This window comes from Leclercia pneumoniae (assembly GCF_017348915.1).
In the GTDB taxonomy this organism is placed as follows: domain Bacteria; phylum Pseudomonadota; class Gammaproteobacteria; order Enterobacterales; family Enterobacteriaceae; genus Enterobacter; species Enterobacter pneumoniae.
The window spans coordinates 566,558-581,843 of the sequence record NZ_CP071383.1; the positions used below are offsets into that span (position 1 = coordinate 566,558).

The window sequence follows — 15,286 nt, forward strand, 5'->3', positions numbered from 1 at the left end:
GGCCGAAAATTCTGTTATCTGTCTGGTGGAAAGAGAAAAAATGTTAAATCGTATTAAGATTGTTACTAGCTTGTTGATAGTATTGGCTATTTTTGGCCTTTTACAACTCACATCCGGTGGTCTTTTCTTTAATGCCCTGAAGCATGACAAAGAAAACTTCACCGTTCTGCAAACCATTCGTCAGCAACAATCCACGCTTAACGGCAGTTGGGGCGCGTTGCTGCAAACCCGTAATACCCTGAACCGTGCGGGTATCCGCTACATGATGGATCAGAATAATATCGGCAGCGGCGCGACCGTGAACGATCTGATGCAGATTGCTGCGGCTTCCCTGAAGCAGGCGGAAAAAAACTGGGCTGACTACGAAGCTCTGCCGCGCGACCCGCGTCAGAACGACGCCGCAGCGCTGGAAATTAAACGTAACTACGACATCTATCATGGCGCACTGGCCGAGCTGATCCAGTTGCTGGGCGCGGGTAAAATTAACGAATTCTTTGACCAGCCGACTCAGGGTTATCAGGACGCTTTCGAGAAAGAGTACGTTAACTACCTGCAGCAGAACGACAAGCTGTACCAGACTGCGGTGGATGACAGCAACAGCTCTTACAGCCAGGCGATTTGGGTGCTGATTAGCATTCTGGTTGCGGTGTTGGTGGTGATTGTTGGCGTGTGGCTGGGTATCCGTCAGGCCCTGATCTCCCCGATGAACCGTCTGATCGACAGCATTCGTCATATCGCCAGCGGCGATCTGGTGAAGCGCATCGATGTGGAAGGGACTAACGAGATGGGTCAGCTGGCTGAAACGCTGCGTCATATGCAGGGTGAGCTGGTGCGTACCGTCGGCGACGTGCGTAATGGCGCGAACGCGATTTACAGCGGCGCGAGCGAAATCTCCATGGGTAACAACGATCTCTCTTCCCGTACTGAACAGCAGGCCGCTTCTCTGGAAGAGACCGCCGCCAGCATGGAAGAGCTGACCGCCACCGTGAAGCAGAACGCCGAGAACGCCCGTCAGGCGAGCCATCTGGCATTGAGCGCCTCTGAAACCGCGCAGAAAGGCGGCAAAGTGGTGGATAACGTGGTGCAGACCATGCGTGATATTGCCGGTAGTTCGCAAAAAATTGCCGACATCATTAGCGTGATCGACGGCATTGCCTTCCAGACTAACATCCTGGCGCTCAACGCCGCCGTTGAAGCGGCGCGTGCGGGCGAGCAGGGCCGTGGTTTTGCGGTTGTTGCTGGCGAAGTACGTAACCTGGCCCAGCGCAGTGCGCAGGCCGCGCGTGAGATCAAGAGTCTGATTGAAGACTCCGTGAGCCGCGTGGATCTGGGCTCTACCCTGGTAGAGAGCGCCGGTGAAACCATGGGTGAAATCGTTAATGCCGTGACCCGCGTTACGGACATCATGGGCGAAATTGCCTCGGCCTCTGATGAGCAGAGCCGCGGTATCGACCAGGTAGGTCTGGCCGTTGCGGAGATGGATCGTGTGACTCAGCAGAACGCCTCGCTGGTGGAGGAGTCCGCCGCCGCCGCCGCCGCGCTGGAAGAGCAGGCGAGCCGTCTGACGCAGGCCGTAGCGGTCTTCCGCATTCAGCAGGAGCAGCAGAAAGCGCGCGCTAACGCGTCGCTGAAACCTGTTGCTGCCCCGGCGATGGCGCGTAAAACCGCAACCGCTGATGCTGGCGACAACTGGGAAACCTTCTGATAAACCACGCGCCCCGTTCCGGGGCGCGTATTTCAGACTTACGCCTGACGAGGATCGTCGATCGGTTTGCGGACCAGGAAGATATAGGCCAGCGCCCCCAGCGCGGTGACGCAGCCGCAGATAATAAGCGCCAGGCGGAAGGAGTGGGTCGTATCCACGATAAATCCGGTCACGATGGGCGCAAAGGACGCACAGATAAAGCTGGCAAAGTTTTGAATGCTACCTACCGAGGCCGTCATGCGCGAAGCGACGGCGACATGAATCAATCCCCAGCACGATGTACCCGCAAAGTGGATGCAGAACAGCGCCATCCCAATCAACAAAACAGCACTCATCGGCGTGGTTGCCTGCGGTACCACGAAGGTAAAGGCCGCTGAGCAGAGCATACCGATAACAATACTGATTTTACGGCTCCGCACCGGCGCCATCCCCCGCTTGACCAGCCAGTCGGTGGCGAAGCCGTTAGTTAACATCCCTGCCGCCCCAAAGATAAACGGAATGGCCGCCATCAGACCGGTGCTTTTCAGATCGAGGTTATAAGCCGTTTGCAGGTAACCTGGCAGCCAGGCGAGGTAGAGCCAGGCGGTGTAGTTGATGCCGCTGAAGCCGAGCATCATCCCCCACATGGTACGATTGCGGAACAGGCTCCGCCACTCAGCAAAAGTGAGCGGATCGCGGCGGGCGTTGACGCTGCCCGCATTCAGGTAAGCCTCTTCCTGGCCGCTCAGCGATAACTCTTCACGGTTGCGATAGAGCATGTACCAGCCGATGGCGAGGAAAATCCCCAGCACGCCGATAGTGATAAACATACCGCGCCAGCCCATGACCAGCATCATCGCGGCCAGGATAGGGGGGCTCATGGCCACGCCGATAGTGGATGCGGCATTGAAGATGCCCATAGGGCGGCCACGCTCGTTGATGTTAAACCAGTCGTTAATCACTTTAACGCCGCAGGGGTTCATGGGCGCTTCGCCAATTCCCATCCCGATGCGTACCAGCACGAACTGGGTAAAGTTCTGCACCATGCCGGAGAGCGCCTGGAAGAGCGACCAGAAAAACATCCCTATCCCCAGCATAAGACGTGGGCCCTTGCGGTCCAGCAGCGGGCCGCAGGGTAGCTGTGCGATACCGTAGGCCAGCGAGAAAATAGAGAGCAGGGCGCCGATTTCGGTCGCGTTTAGCCCCAGCTCTTCTCGAATGGTGAGGTTTGCCACCGACAGCGAGCTGCGGTCAAGGTAGTTAATCACCGCCGCAAAAAATAATAACAGCATGGCGGTCGTCTGAATGCGTTTAATACGCGGAGAACGCGCTACGGCACCCACCGGCGGTACGGGAATATCCCGCGTTTTTTCTTTGTTGAAGGTGGTTTGCGGGTCGAGAGTAATATTGTTCTTTTCCACACCTGACTCCTGAAATATTTTTGATTATTTCTCTTTTTTTTATAAATAAGAGGAATATTGATAACGACAAGTGATGTAAATTTAAATTCACTGTCACTCACGGGAAATAACACCAGGTCGACTTCTCGTGAGCATAGGCAGCCTTTTTTTTCTCGCGCAGGCCTTTTATCGGAAGCGTGCTGCCCTTAATAGTTTGTCGTTTTTAATCGGTACTTAATAAAAGACCGTCGCGCTCTGTTGCAAGGAGCGAATCATGGACTGTTTTGCAGTGGAGAGGTGGTTACGCAACGCCAGGTTGGCATCCAGATCGTTGCGGCAGATAAGCGCGCTGAGAATGGTCATGTGCTCGTCAATGGCGATGATGTTGCGCTGTTTGAGGTCGCTTTCATCCCACTGGTAGTGGAAATGGAAGATCACGGAGATGATCTCCAGCGACTGGTTGAAAAAGATGTTATTGGCGGCGCTGAGCAGCAGCGAGTGAAAGTCGCGATCCAGCAGGGAAAACGTGCGAAAACTGTCGCCAATACTGTCGCGCAGGGCGCGGTGCTCCTCCAGCAGGGTTTTCGCCTGTAGCCAGCGCGGATCGTTGTCTGGCAGATTCAGAAAGTGCTGCAGGGCGTGGGTTTCCAGCATCTCGCGCAGTTCAAACAGCTGCTCGGCATAGGACTGGTCGAACTGCTTCATACTCCACTGGCCGCGTTTGTCGCTCTCAATCAGGTTGTAGCGGCTAAACTTAAGTAAGTACTCCCTAACTACCACAGGGCTGACCCCGGCGGCGCGAGCAAGTTGCAGCTCGGAAAAGGATTCGCCTGCGCGCAGCTGGCGCTGGTTAATCATTGAAAAAAATGCCTGCTCAAATAATCGGTTTTGTTCGGCCAGCGGGGCCGCGTCGCAGGTGAAGCCATCCTCGCTGGTGGGCTGACGGATAATCACATAGTCATTGTTCACCTGGGCCAGTACGCCGCGGGTGCACAGGTGAGACTGGATGTGACGAACGGTGGTGCGACTAATGTTATACATCTCTGCCAGCGCGCTTTGCGACGGCAGCGGCGAGGGAATATGCCCCCGTGATATATCGTCGATGACCTGGTTAATCACGTTATGACGCAAATTTTGTGAGCGGCTCATACGGGCTCCTTTTGTCGTTGGAGGGGCATTAAAACCCTATTTAAAACGGCTTTATGCGCGTGATTTCACATTTCAGCTTTTTGCCTGCCCGTTATTTCTTATTTTCATCAATATCTGAATCCACAAAAAAACGGGAGGCAAAAAAATGGCAACAATGAATACGCTGGTGTGTCAGGAACCAAAAAAACTTATTTGGGCGCAGCGAGACATTCCCGTGGCGGGCGAAAACGAAGCGCTAATAAAAATAAAAACCGTCGGGATTTGTGGCACCGATATTCACGCCTGGGGTGGGAATCAACCCTTTTTTAATTACCCCCGGGTGTTAGGCCATGAAATATGTGGCGAGGTCATTAGCGTGGGGGAAAATATTCGTACGCTGCGCCCGGGGCAACAGGTGGCGGTGATCCCCTATGTGGCTTGTCAGCGCTGTCCCGCCTGCCTGAGCGGCAGGACCAACTGCTGCGAGGCGATTTCGGTCATTGGCGTGCATCAGGATGGCGGCTTCTGCGAGTATCTCGCCGTACCCGTTACTAATTTGCTGCTGGCAGAGGGCATCGACCCCGAAGCGGCGGCGTTGATTGAGCCTTTCGCCATCAGCGCCCATGCGGTCCGCCGTGCGGCCGTACAGCCCGGCGATGCGGTGCTGGTGGTAGGGGCCGGGCCCATTGGGCTGGGGGCGGCGGCGATTGCCCATGCGGATGGCGCCCGGGTGGTCGTTGCGGATACCAGCATTTCCAGGCGTGAACATGTTGCCGGATCTCTTGGCCTGTCGACGGTTGACCCTGTGGCGGCGGACTTTACCGACCAGCTACGGGCGCACTTTGACGGGGCGCTGGCGCAGACGGTGATCGACGCTACCGGCAACCCGCACGCCATGAACAACAGCGTGAACTTGATTCGTCACGGGGGGAGCATTGTTTTCGTCGGCCTGTTTAAGGGCGATCTCTGTTTTTCGGATCCCGAATTTCACAAGAAAGAGACCACCCTGATGGGCAGCCGGAATGCCACCGCAGAGGATTTTGCAAAGGTCGGCAGGCTGATGGCGGAGGGCAAGCTGAGCGCAGACATGATGTTGACGCACCGCTACGCTTTTCACGAGCTGGCAGAGAGTTACGAACCGGGGGTGATCAATAATCGTCAGCTGATTAAAGGGGTGATTGCCTTTTAACGTCTTGCCATACAGCGCCCGGGGTGGTGTTGGGCGCTGTTTTTTTATTGCCGCGCAGGAGAGGCAGTCCTCTCCTGCGGTTAGCCTTCGGCGTTGACGATTTTAATCTCCACCATCCCAATCCCCAACTGGCGCGGAGAGTGACCGAGGATATTGCCCTCGTTAGTGGACTGCGGATCCGGCGGTACAATGACCAGGGTGCTGCTGCGTGAAGGGTTGTCGAAATGCAGCGTGGTGGTGGTCACCTCGTTGCCGAGCTTCAGGGTCTGCTCGCTCTGGCCAATCCTCACCGGGATAGGGCGATTAGCATTGGGGCCAAAGGCCTTAGCGGTGATGACCAGGTCAAACTTCGCCGGCAGGGGCTGGTTATATTCAATCTTCACTTCGTCGCCCAGTTGGGCATTAGACCAGCGGCCCCAGGATTCCGGACGCGAGATGCCGCTGAACTGCTTCACCTCTTCTGGCGCACCGGCGACGTTAAAGACAAAGCTGTCGGCTTTGTAGCGAATGTCGTTATCGGCCACCTTCAGCATCTCGACGTTGCGGTTATAGCGATCGGTGCTGATGACCGTATCCTTAAACGCCGTTTTACCCTGCCACTGAGGCTTGTCCACACGCTGAATGCTCTGCTCCCCACCCAACTGGCCCTGGGAGACGCACCAGTCGGTAGAGAGCGCCAGCGGCTGTGACCAGAGCTGGCCCATCTTGTAGCAGCGATCGACCCAGACGAAGTTATCGCGCGGAGCAAAATCTGCCAGCTGGTAGCGTAGCGGTGCGGAGTATTCGCTCTCTGGCAGCGGCTCGACGCGCTTATCTGAGACGCGCAGCAGCAGCGGCAGGCGGAAATGGCTGCCGGAGAAGGCCATCATATTTTTATCGCTATCGACGGTGAACGCTTTTAGCTCTTTCGGGAAGTTCCACAGGCGGATGACATCCGGTTTCCAGGCCAGCACTTTCTCTTTCATATTGAGGAAAATTTCTGACAAGGATTGCCCTGACAGGCTGCTGCGGCCCAGACCGATGAAGTTATCGCCGCCGAGAATATCCAGCACCGTAGCGCCGTTATCCATGGTGTTGCGCTTCACGGCGAGCGTCTCCTGCTGCGGCTTATCGCCGCGCAGCACGAAGAACAGATTGCTGCGATCTTGTTTATTCAGCTCGTCCCAGGCGGTATTTTTCATCGCCAGATGATCGGAAGAGACCACAATCACCGTGTTTTTAAAGTACGGCGAGGCTTTGATTTTCTCGATCAGCGCTGCAATGTGCTCCTGGCTACAGCCAACGGCACTAAACGACTGGTTCGGTTTGCCATCAATGGCATAGCTCTTGCGCTGGCAGGTGCGGGAGATAAAGCCATCCGGGTGATGGGTATCCACCGTCAGGGCGAATAGCGAGAAACGCTTACCGGACCTGGACAGCGCTTCGAATTTTTTCCATGTCTCGTCCAGGACCGTATCATCGTAAAAGCCCCAGTCGTTGCGATAGCTCGGGTCGGCGACGGTGGTTTTTAACTCCTCGGCCCCGTAGAGATGGTCGAAACCGTGAGATTTCAAAAAGACATCTTTCCCGGCAAAGCGCAGGTTGGCGCCCTGCATAAAATAGTTCTCATAGCCGGAGTTTTTCAGGATGTCGCCCAGGCAGATATTTTGCGGGAAGAAACTCGATACCGAGGCCGAGGCATTGCCCTCAAACGGAGCGAACAGCGGGATACCGCACTGGGAGGCCACCATGCCCGCAATGGTGTAATCGGTACCCGGCAGCTGAGCGGTATGGCTGAAATCAATCCCTTCATTTTTGATCGCCCCTAACTCCGGCGCCAGATCCGGGAAGGCGTCGTTGTCAAAGTAGGTGCGCTCCAGGCTTTCGCCATAGATATAAACGAGGTTCAGTTTGGGGTTGGGGATGGTTTTTGCGGGCTCTTTGTACCAGGCGGCAAAATCGGGGTCACCGTCGCGAGACTGGGATTTTACCAGCTCGGTGATCTGATTAAATGCCGGGCTGGCATCCACAGAGCCCAATGCCAGTACCAGCGCCAGCAGACTATAGCCAAGATGGTGCGGATGGTGGCGACGACGGCGCAACACCCAGCCCAACAGACCAAACACCAAGACCAGTGTGGTAGCGATCCCGATACCGGGAAGTATGTACTTACTAACCCCTGCGCCTGTAAGACTATTGGTCAGGGTATAAAGAACGGCATCGTTAATGCCATCGCCAGTAAAGTAATCGCTGGCGTACAGGGTAATATTTAAAACAACAAAAAGTCCCAGCACCAGCAGCGTGGCAATAAACCACCAGGTGTTGCGGCCCGCTTTCCAGGCATAAACCATTACCGAAGCGAGAAACAGGGCAAAAGAAAGTAACTCTGACAACAGCTTATCCTCAACGATTGCAGCCGCGGGTTAACAAACCAACTGTCTATTTTTTGGGTAATACAATGTAATTGCGATGCCATGTAGCTGCAATTCTAGTGTCATCAAATTGTGCTGTTGTTAGGATTTGGTTTAGATATTGCAAACTTTGAGCGCCGTCTCATCCCTCGATACGGGGGCTCAGGCAATGTCAGGCAGGGGAAATAAAGCGTGCACGCCGCGAGGTGAGCGTAAGCTGTTAATCGCGGCGTGATGTCGTCAAAAAGGGGGAGGTTCAGGAGAGGAAGTTAAGTCCCTGCTTCAATACTAAATCGCAGGCTTTGGTTTTGACCTTTTTACCCAGCGCGGAGTCGCCCAGCGTGTTCAGATTCAGCTGCTGACCATTCTGTGCATTCAGTAGACCCTGAATACCGTCCATAAAATTGGTATCTTCTTTCTGCTCTTGCGTATCCAGACCCAGCTTACCCAGAACCTGGTTTTTAATATTCTGCGTGTCGGTGACCGACGCTAGTTTCTGTTTCGCACAATACTCCAGGATCCCGGCGGCGTTGTTCATGGTACCCGCGCTCAGGCTCTGGTTACTGTTGCCCAGCAGGCCGGTCAGGGTACCGGCTGAGAGGCCGCCGCTTTCTGAACCGCTGCTTTTGGAAAGTTCGCTGGCGGCACTGGAGAGCGAATCCTGCCAGGATGCGGCGTGGGCGGAACCCAGAACTAACGTGGCGCTTAATACGGCGCTGAGAAGAGATGCTGTTTTCATAAGACTTACTCAAAGAGTTGGGGCGGAAGTGGGGCCAGTATAAACCCCACGGCCAGACACTTCCCGGGTAGATTTCTTAATACTCCTTCCCGGTGACACGGCTACGGTAACTCTCCCAGTCAAATATCACGTACAGGCTGTTGCCGAGCTTCATGCGATCCATAACGCGTTCACCCAGCAGACGGGTCATCTCATCGATGTTGTGGTTGGTCAGCATGCCGGTGGGGCGCTTGGAGGAGGAGCGGCGATCGACAATCTGGTTGATGATCACTTTCTCATAACGGGATTCGGTCTGGACGCCAATTTCATCAATGACCAGCAGGTCGACGTTGCTCAGATCGTTGAGTAACTGCTCTTCACTGGTTTCGCGATTGCTGAAGGTGTCTTTCATTGCCGACATAATATCGGCTACGGTGATGATCAGCACCGACTTACCGCGCAGCAGCAACTCGTTGCAGATGGCCGCAGCAAGATGATTTTTGCCGGTGCCGGGTTTGCCGCTAAAGATAAAGCTCGCGATATTCCCGTCGAACTCTTCCACGTACTGACGCGCCTGCGTCAGCGCCGCCAGTTGCCCCTGGCTCTCTACCTTATAGTTTTCAAACGAGCAGTTCTGATGCAGCGGGCGAATGCCGGAGCGGTTAAAAGTGCGCTGCATTTTCATGGCCCGGTTTTCGCGGGCCAGCGCCGCGGCGCGGATCTCACCTTGCTCTTTTTGCCACGCCAGAAGCTCTTCGCCGGTGGTAAACGCCGGTTTCACGTTCGCCGGCATGATCTTCTGCAGGCGTTTCATCAGTTCGCCGAACTCTTTCATTTGGCACCTCGGAATCCGTGGGGGATCTGTTTATCCGGTTCTGAAAATGAATTGATATCGCGTCTGGACTGGCCGCCATTGCTGGCGCGGTTGATCTGTACGCTGCGCGCCAGTTTTTGTTGCCATTGAATATGGTGAAAAACTTTGCCTTCAGCCTGCCAGTAAGCTGTAAACGCCGCCAGCTCTTCCGGCGTGACGGGCTGGGTGAGGGCAATGCCCCACAAGGCCGCCTGACGCTGAAAATCGGGATCCGGCTGCCAGCCGGCATACATGGCAAATTTGCCCATCGGTACGGCGACCGGGGCGCTGGTAGGTTCTTCGAAAAATTGCGTATCCAGGGTGACATCGCTGGCCGGGCGGGCAACCCGCGCTTCGGTTTCCAACAACTGCGCCAGACGTTCCGGGGTAATGGCGTAAAAAGCAGGCGCATTATCGACAAAGACCGCGATGGCGCCGCCTTCGGCATTGGCCAGCACGCCACGAGGATCGTGCGTGAGGGCATCAAGGCCAGTGACGCGGGTTGTCAGGATTCTGGAGGACATAGCACTTTCTCAACTGGATTACTGCGGGCGTGATTGCAGCACATAGTAGCACAGAGAGAAGGGGGGATGAATGTGCCCTTATCCAGAGGATAAGGGCAGCCAGCGGATTACGCGATGATGTTGAGAGTCACATCAATGTTGCCGCGCGTTGCGTTGGAGTAAGGGCAGACAATGTGGGCCGCATCGACCAGTTTTTTCGCTTCTGCCTGATCCATACCTGGCAGGTGAATGTTCAGTTTGGCTTCAATCCCGAAACCGGTCGGCAGCGGACCGATACCCACTTCGCCTTCAATAAAGGCCTCTTTCGGCATGCTGATTTTGTCACGACCCGCAACAAACTTCATGGCACCGAGGAAGCAGGCGGAGTAACCCGCAGCAAACAGCTGCTCTGGGTTGGTGGCTTCGCCGCCCGCGCCGCCCATCTCTTTGGGTACGCCCAGTTTAACATCCAGAACGCCATCGGAAGAGGTAGCACGGCCGTCACGGCCTCCGGTAGCGGTCGCTTTGGCGGTGTAGACAACTTTTTCTAAAGACATGGCAGGTTCCTTATCTTGTGTTTTGCTTGTTATTTAATAGCGAGCGATTTAGTTACGTGTGGCAAACATATAAACTATAGCTTCACGCGCGGTGAAGCTGATGACGTAATTGTTCCAGCTGCTGTTTCAGGACGGATAGCGTGTCGACATCACACTGGGCTGCGCAGCCTACGGCATTGGGAATACCCAGCGCCTGCTGTTGCAGGTCAGTACCTGCTTCAGTAAGGGTGACGGCCACCTGACGCTCATCCTGGCGCGAGCGCTGGCGAACGATTAAGCCCGCAACCTCAAGACGCTTTAACAGCGGCGTTAAGGTGGCGGAATCCAGAAAGAGACGTTCACCAATATCCGACACGGTAATGTCATCCTGCTCCCACAACACCAGCATCACCAGATATTGCGGGTAGGTGAGATTAAGCGGCGCCAGCAGTTGCCGATAGAGCTTGTTCAGCGCCAGGTTCGCCGAATAGAGGGCGAAACAGAGCTGGTTATCCAGCAACAGCGCAGCGGTGTTATCAGTGGGTGTCGTTTTCATGTCTTCAATATAGATAGTGCGCAATTTAATTGCAAGCGATTTTATGGGCAGGTATAACGCAGGGCGACCTGGACCGCCATCTTACGGTAGTGCTCACGTTGGGCCTGCTCGTCTGCCCCCTCTTCAAAGAGTAGGGTAAAGGTGTAACTGTTCGCCACATAATGAAAGCTAAAACTGCTGATCAAACGGTGCAGATCCCGGGCATCCACGCTCTGGTTAAACAGCTGTTTTGCTTTGCCGCGCGTGAGGATGGCCTCCAGCAGTTCCAGTGCGCTGCGGTTGACCTGCCGCAAATAGCTGGATTGCTGCATAAAGCGGCCACGCTGCATATTCTCCATGCAGATGATGCGAATATAGTCCGGGTGATCGGCGTGGTAATCGAAGGTGGTCTCCACCAGATGCGCCAGCGCTTCGACGGGAGGCATGCCATCGAGGCTCAACTGTCTTTCACTGGCGCGGATCTGGGTATAGACATACTCCAGCACCAGCAAATAGAGATTCTCTTTATTTTTATAATGGTAAACCACCATGCGCTTGGTGGTACCTGCCTTCTCGGCAATCTGCTCCATACGCGCGCCGTTCAGGCCGTATTCGGCGAACAGGGCGATGGCGCTGAGGAAAATTTTGTCTTTCAGGCTGGATTCGTCAGTGATTTCGCCAGCTTCGCTGTCAGGGTATGCCACATCGCTTCCTTTTATTGCCGGGTGGGTCAGGCGATTATCTCTGGGGCCGACCGGGAACACAAATTTCATACCCGAGGACGTTTTCGATATAACCACAAACCGGGGATCGACAGGCCAATGGAGAGCGCGCCGACAATCGAGGAGGCCTTCAGGAAGTTTGTCAGCAACATAATCATCTGGGGCTCGCTGTAACCGAGATGGCTAATTTTGACCGCCGAGATCATCGCCGTGTAGGCCGAAATGCCGGGAAACATCGGAATGACCGCGGCGACGGTAAACACCTTCGGATGGGCCAGATACCAGCGCGACCACTGGATGCCAATGCTGCCGACCAGAATCGCGGCGATAAAGGTTGCCCATTCAATATTGAGTCCGGCTGTCATCATCACCATTCGTGAACCATGCCCGATAGCCCCCAGTAAGGCGCACCAGGCCAGCGCACGCTGGGGGACGTTAAAGACCATGGCAAAGCCGACAGCCGGAATTGCCGCCAGCAGCATATCCTGCGCTAACGCCAATAAGAACGTGATTACGCCCATCCGCGAAGTCCCCATAAGGTCATGGCCGTCACGACGCCAATACAGGTGGCAAGCGTGAGTAAGCTGGCGATTGCCCAACGGGCAAGGCCGGTATTGATATGGCCTTTGAACATGTCGGCCACGGCGTTGATCAGCGGAAAGCCAGGCACCAGCAGAAGCACGCTGGCGGCCATCGCGATAGTGGGTGTACTGGCGAAGCCGGGTAGCCGCAGCAGCAGGCCGGAGACGGTTGTTGCCACAAAGGCGGTGATGCAGAAGTTGATCTGCGGGTGAATCTGTCGGTGGGTAAGGACCTGACGCACATACATCGCCAACGCGCTGGCGGCAAAGGTAATGGCAGCCCCGTCCCAGCCGCCTTTATTGAGCACGCAGAAACAGGCGCAGGAGAGCCCCACCATCAGCACTACCAGCCAACGGGGGTAGCGGAGCGGTTTAATTTGGTTAAAGCGCTTTTCAACATCTTTGCCATCCAGCAGCTTGTGCTCGGCCATGATGACGATATGTTGTACCTCGGTCACCACGTGCATGTTGATTCCACGATCGTGATTTTTGCGCGTAGAGGTGAGGCAGTGGCCCTCTTTGATGGTGGTCAGCACAATGGCATTGGAGGAGATGGCGCTTTCGACGCTGTCCATGCCCAGCGCCAGCCCCAGGCGGGTGGACAACTCCTCAACAAGCGTGCTTTCCGCACCGTGCTGTAATAAAAACAGACCGCACTGAATACACAGCCGCGTCGTTGCGCGCTGCGATGACTGATCTACCTGCATGGATTACCCTGACGATGGTGATGCCTGAAAGCCCGTAATGGTTACTTTTACAACACATCGCTGTAACGCCGGTGCTGAGGCAGATCAAACTTTCGGCTATCGGTATTTTATTTTTCGCGTTATTAATGGCGTTATTAATTCTGGATTTTTATATGATTAATCTATCCATTCCGCTTTTTGTTATATTTAGAATTTCTAACTTCACCTTTTTAAAATGATCAGTGATAGTACATTATCAAATTCGGCAGGGTGTGCGATATTGTAAGCGACTTTTGCGGTGTATAAAAACAGGATGCACTACTTTATCGAGGATGCGATAAAGATAACGGCGTTTGATCAACGTCAGGAAAGGACTCAAAACAAAAATGACGCCAATAAGTTGTCAGCACGCAATTATTATCAGTAAATTACCGGTAATGCAAACGGGCTTAGGTTGTATTATCTCACGTAATTTGCCTGATTATGAAGTTTCCTATTGCCGCTCTCAGGAAGAGCTTACACTTCTTCAATTACGTCGGGCGAATGTTGTTATTGCCGATATCTCCGGGGATCAACGTAACCCGCGTCGAATTTGCGAAGAATATTATTCTTTGCAGAATCATTACCGTGATATTCACTGGATATTTTTAGTTTCACGCCGGGTCTATCCCTGTGCGGTAGAGCTTCTGTTACGACCAGAGAGTTCATTGCTTTCAGATATCGAGCCCATTGAGGGCGTGATTAACGCCATTCGTGGCGGAAGCCAGAGTGCAGAACGCATTAGCCAGACGCTGCTAAAACCGGAGCTGGAGGAACTCGACGAAAGTCGGGATGAGGTGATGTTGACTCACTCTGAACGCAAGGTGTTACGCCTGCTTGGAAAAGGCTGGGGCATAAATCAAATTGCCGCCTTGCTTAAAAAAAGCAACAAAACGGTCAGTGCCCAAAAAAATAGCGCCATGAGGCGACTGTCATTACGCAGTAATGCCGAAATGTACGCGTGGATTAACAGTAACAAGGGAATGAAAGAGCTGAATCTTTTTTCAGCCTATGGAGAACAGGACGAATGGAAAAGAGCGCCGTTAAGAGACCTATCGCTATCGTCGAAAAGTGCACAATGAGTGCCGTTGGTCTGGAACATCTGTTTTCCAGCCCGACTCTTAAAAATTATCATCCCTCTATTTTCAGCGATATTGCGCAATTTAATGAAGCACTTGAGACTATTCCATTTTCAGCACTTATCTATTCGCTTTCCGATTCGCGAAATGAGCGCCGTTATTGTCTGGAATGTTTAAAGTCGCTGGCCGCCAATCATAGCCATATTCAGCGTATTGTTCTGGCGTCTGATACCAAAGAGGCCAGTCTTATCAACCATCTCTCCCCGTCGCATTTGCACGGTATTGTGATTAAATCGGAATCGGTCAAAGCGTTACAGGAGCAGTTAGGTGCGCTGTTAAGCGAAACGCGGCGGAGCAGTGACAGTATTCATAATCACTGGAACCTGCATCGTGGACGCTTACTGAGCCCGACAGAGCGCGCCATTCTGCAATTTATGTCCAGCGGATATTCAATCCCGGAGATTGCCACGCGTCTGGATCGCAATATCAAAACCATTCGCGCACATAAGTTTAACGCCATGGTTAAGTTGGGTGTTCACTCCGACATGGGATTGCTGAATGCTGCCGACATCCTGAGCCACTTCCCGATGCCGGATCGTCGTAATCCACAAAGTTTTATGCTTTATCACTCCTGAACATGACGCCAGAGGTTTCTCTGGCGCCCTGCTTACTGACAGACATCCACCCAGGTGGCATCCGTCAGCGTGGCCATTCTCTCCGGTGAAATGCGAACGGCACTGTGAATGGCCCCCGCAGCGGGTAACACCTCTTCAAACTCCCGCAGAGAGACATCGCAGTAGACTGCCAGCGGATTTTCCAGCCCAAAAGGGCAAACGCCGCCTACAGGATGGCCGGTTACGGTCACGACTTCGTCGCTGCTGAGCATGCGTGCTTTGGCGCCAAAGGCCTCTTTTAATTTTTTGTTATCCAGGCGGGCGTCACCTTTTGCCACCACTAAAATCACCTCGTTTTTAACCTTTAGTGAAAGGGTTTTGGCGATCTGGCCGGGGGCAACGTTGTGTGCCGCCGCAGCCAGCGCAACGGTAGCGGTACTCTGGCTGAGCTCGATGACTTCAATGTCCGGAGCATTGTCGGCAAAAAATTGCCTTACAGACTGCAAACTCATTGTTTTCTCCTGCGAAATAGTCTGCGTAATCTTTCATATCAAATTATGCTCTGTAAATATCCCTTAAGTAACAAAAATCCCGTATCAGTGATTTCTGGATCGCCTTCACATTCACGG

The 15,286-nt window shown here is 54.0% G+C and carries 16 protein-coding genes; 4 read left to right on the plus strand and 12 right to left on the minus strand.

Going from position 1 to position 15,286, the window contains the following annotated elements; translation table 11 throughout:
- Positions 1–40: 40 nt before the first annotated feature.
- Entirely contained in the window at positions 41–1,705 is a 1,665-nt protein-coding gene (tsr, locus tag JZ655_RS02655) for a methyl-accepting chemotaxis protein (RefSeq protein ID WP_207292937.1), read from the plus strand.
- A 38-nt stretch (positions 1,706–1,743) separates the two neighbouring features.
- Here tsr and JZ655_RS02660 read toward each other — a convergent pair whose 3' ends face one another.
- Positions 1,744–3,105 (minus strand): MFS transporter, encoded by a 1,362-nt coding sequence (locus tag JZ655_RS02660; RefSeq protein ID WP_207292938.1) that lies wholly within the window; start codon positions 3,103–3,105, stop codon positions 1,744–1,746.
- Between the two features lie 213 nt (positions 3,106–3,318).
- Positions 3,319–4,233: a GntR family transcriptional regulator gene (locus JZ655_RS02665; protein WP_207292939.1), complete on the minus strand. Its 915-nt coding sequence runs from the start codon at positions 4,231–4,233 to the stop codon at positions 3,319–3,321.
- Positions 4,234–4,378: 145 nt separating this feature from the next.
- Here JZ655_RS02665 and JZ655_RS02670 point away from each other — a divergent pair, with 145 nt between their 5' ends.
- A complete protein-coding gene (locus JZ655_RS02670) occupies positions 4,379–5,401 on the plus strand; it encodes a zinc-binding alcohol dehydrogenase family protein (protein WP_207292940.1) in 1,023 nt (340 codons plus the stop codon).
- An 80-nt stretch (positions 5,402–5,481) separates the two neighbouring features.
- Here JZ655_RS02670 and opgB read toward each other — a convergent pair whose 3' ends face one another.
- The 9 genes from opgB to JZ655_RS02715 all read right to left on the minus strand — a co-directional run bounded on the left by opgB (position 5,482) and on the right by JZ655_RS02715 (position 12,946).
- Positions 5,482–7,773, minus strand: coding sequence for a phosphatidylglycerol--membrane-oligosaccharide glycerophosphotransferase (gene opgB / locus JZ655_RS02675; RefSeq protein ID WP_207292941.1), 2,292 nt, complete (start codon positions 7,771–7,773; stop codon positions 5,482–5,484).
- A 274-nt stretch (positions 7,774–8,047) separates the two neighbouring features.
- The gene (locus tag JZ655_RS02680; RefSeq protein ID WP_207292942.1) at positions 8,048–8,530 is read right to left on the minus strand and encodes a YjjA family protein; all 483 of its coding nucleotides are present in this window, start codon (positions 8,528–8,530) and stop codon (positions 8,048–8,050) included.
- 76 nt (positions 8,531–8,606) lie between these two features.
- Positions 8,607–9,344: a replicative helicase loader DnaC gene (dnaC, locus tag JZ655_RS02685; protein ID WP_040077299.1), complete on the minus strand. Its 738-nt coding sequence runs from the start codon at positions 9,342–9,344 to the stop codon at positions 8,607–8,609.
- The gene (gene dnaT / locus JZ655_RS02690; protein ID WP_207292943.1) at positions 9,341–9,886 is read right to left on the minus strand and encodes a primosomal protein DnaT; all 546 of its coding nucleotides are present in this window, start codon (positions 9,884–9,886) and stop codon (positions 9,341–9,343) included. Before dnaT ends, dnaC begins: the two co-directional genes overlap by 4 nt.
- Before the next feature lie 107 nt (positions 9,887–9,993).
- On the minus strand, positions 9,994–10,422 hold the full coding sequence (locus JZ655_RS02695; protein WP_040077297.1) for an organic hydroperoxide resistance protein: 429 nt from the start codon (positions 10,420–10,422) through the stop codon (positions 9,994–9,996).
- Positions 10,423–10,504: 82 nt separating this feature from the next.
- Positions 10,505–10,957: a MarR family winged helix-turn-helix transcriptional regulator gene (locus tag JZ655_RS02700; protein ID WP_207292944.1), complete on the minus strand. Its 453-nt coding sequence runs from the start codon at positions 10,955–10,957 to the stop codon at positions 10,505–10,507.
- A 41-nt stretch (positions 10,958–10,998) separates the two neighbouring features.
- The gene (locus tag JZ655_RS02705; RefSeq protein ID WP_207292945.1) at positions 10,999–11,640 is read right to left on the minus strand and encodes a TetR/AcrR family transcriptional regulator; all 642 of its coding nucleotides are present in this window, start codon (positions 11,638–11,640) and stop codon (positions 10,999–11,001) included.
- Positions 11,641–11,705: 65 nt separating this feature from the next.
- Positions 11,706–12,179 (minus strand): threonine/serine exporter, encoded by a 474-nt coding sequence (locus JZ655_RS02710; protein WP_040077294.1) that lies wholly within the window; start codon positions 12,177–12,179, stop codon positions 11,706–11,708.
- Entirely contained in the window at positions 12,170–12,946 is a 777-nt protein-coding gene (locus JZ655_RS02715) for a threonine/serine exporter family protein (protein WP_046886512.1), read from the minus strand. Before JZ655_RS02715 ends, JZ655_RS02710 begins: the two co-directional genes overlap by 10 nt.
- 365 nt (positions 12,947–13,311) lie before the next feature.
- Here JZ655_RS02715 and JZ655_RS02720 point away from each other — a divergent pair, with 365 nt between their 5' ends.
- On the plus strand, positions 13,312–14,046 hold the full coding sequence (locus JZ655_RS02720; protein WP_040077291.1) for a helix-turn-helix transcriptional regulator: 735 nt from the start codon (positions 13,312–13,314) through the stop codon (positions 14,044–14,046).
- A complete protein-coding gene (gene bglJ, locus JZ655_RS02725) occupies positions 14,043–14,678 on the plus strand; it encodes a DNA-binding transcriptional activator BglJ (RefSeq protein WP_046886514.1) in 636 nt (211 codons plus the stop codon). The genes JZ655_RS02720 and bglJ overlap by 4 nt, the downstream gene beginning before the upstream one ends.
- Before the next feature lie 32 nt (positions 14,679–14,710).
- Here the strand turns inward: bglJ and JZ655_RS02730 are convergent, their stop codons facing one another.
- Positions 14,711–15,169, minus strand: coding sequence for a YbaK/EbsC family protein (locus tag JZ655_RS02730; RefSeq protein WP_046886515.1), 459 nt, complete (start codon positions 15,167–15,169; stop codon positions 14,711–14,713).
- Between the last annotated feature and the right edge of the window lie 117 nt (positions 15,170–15,286).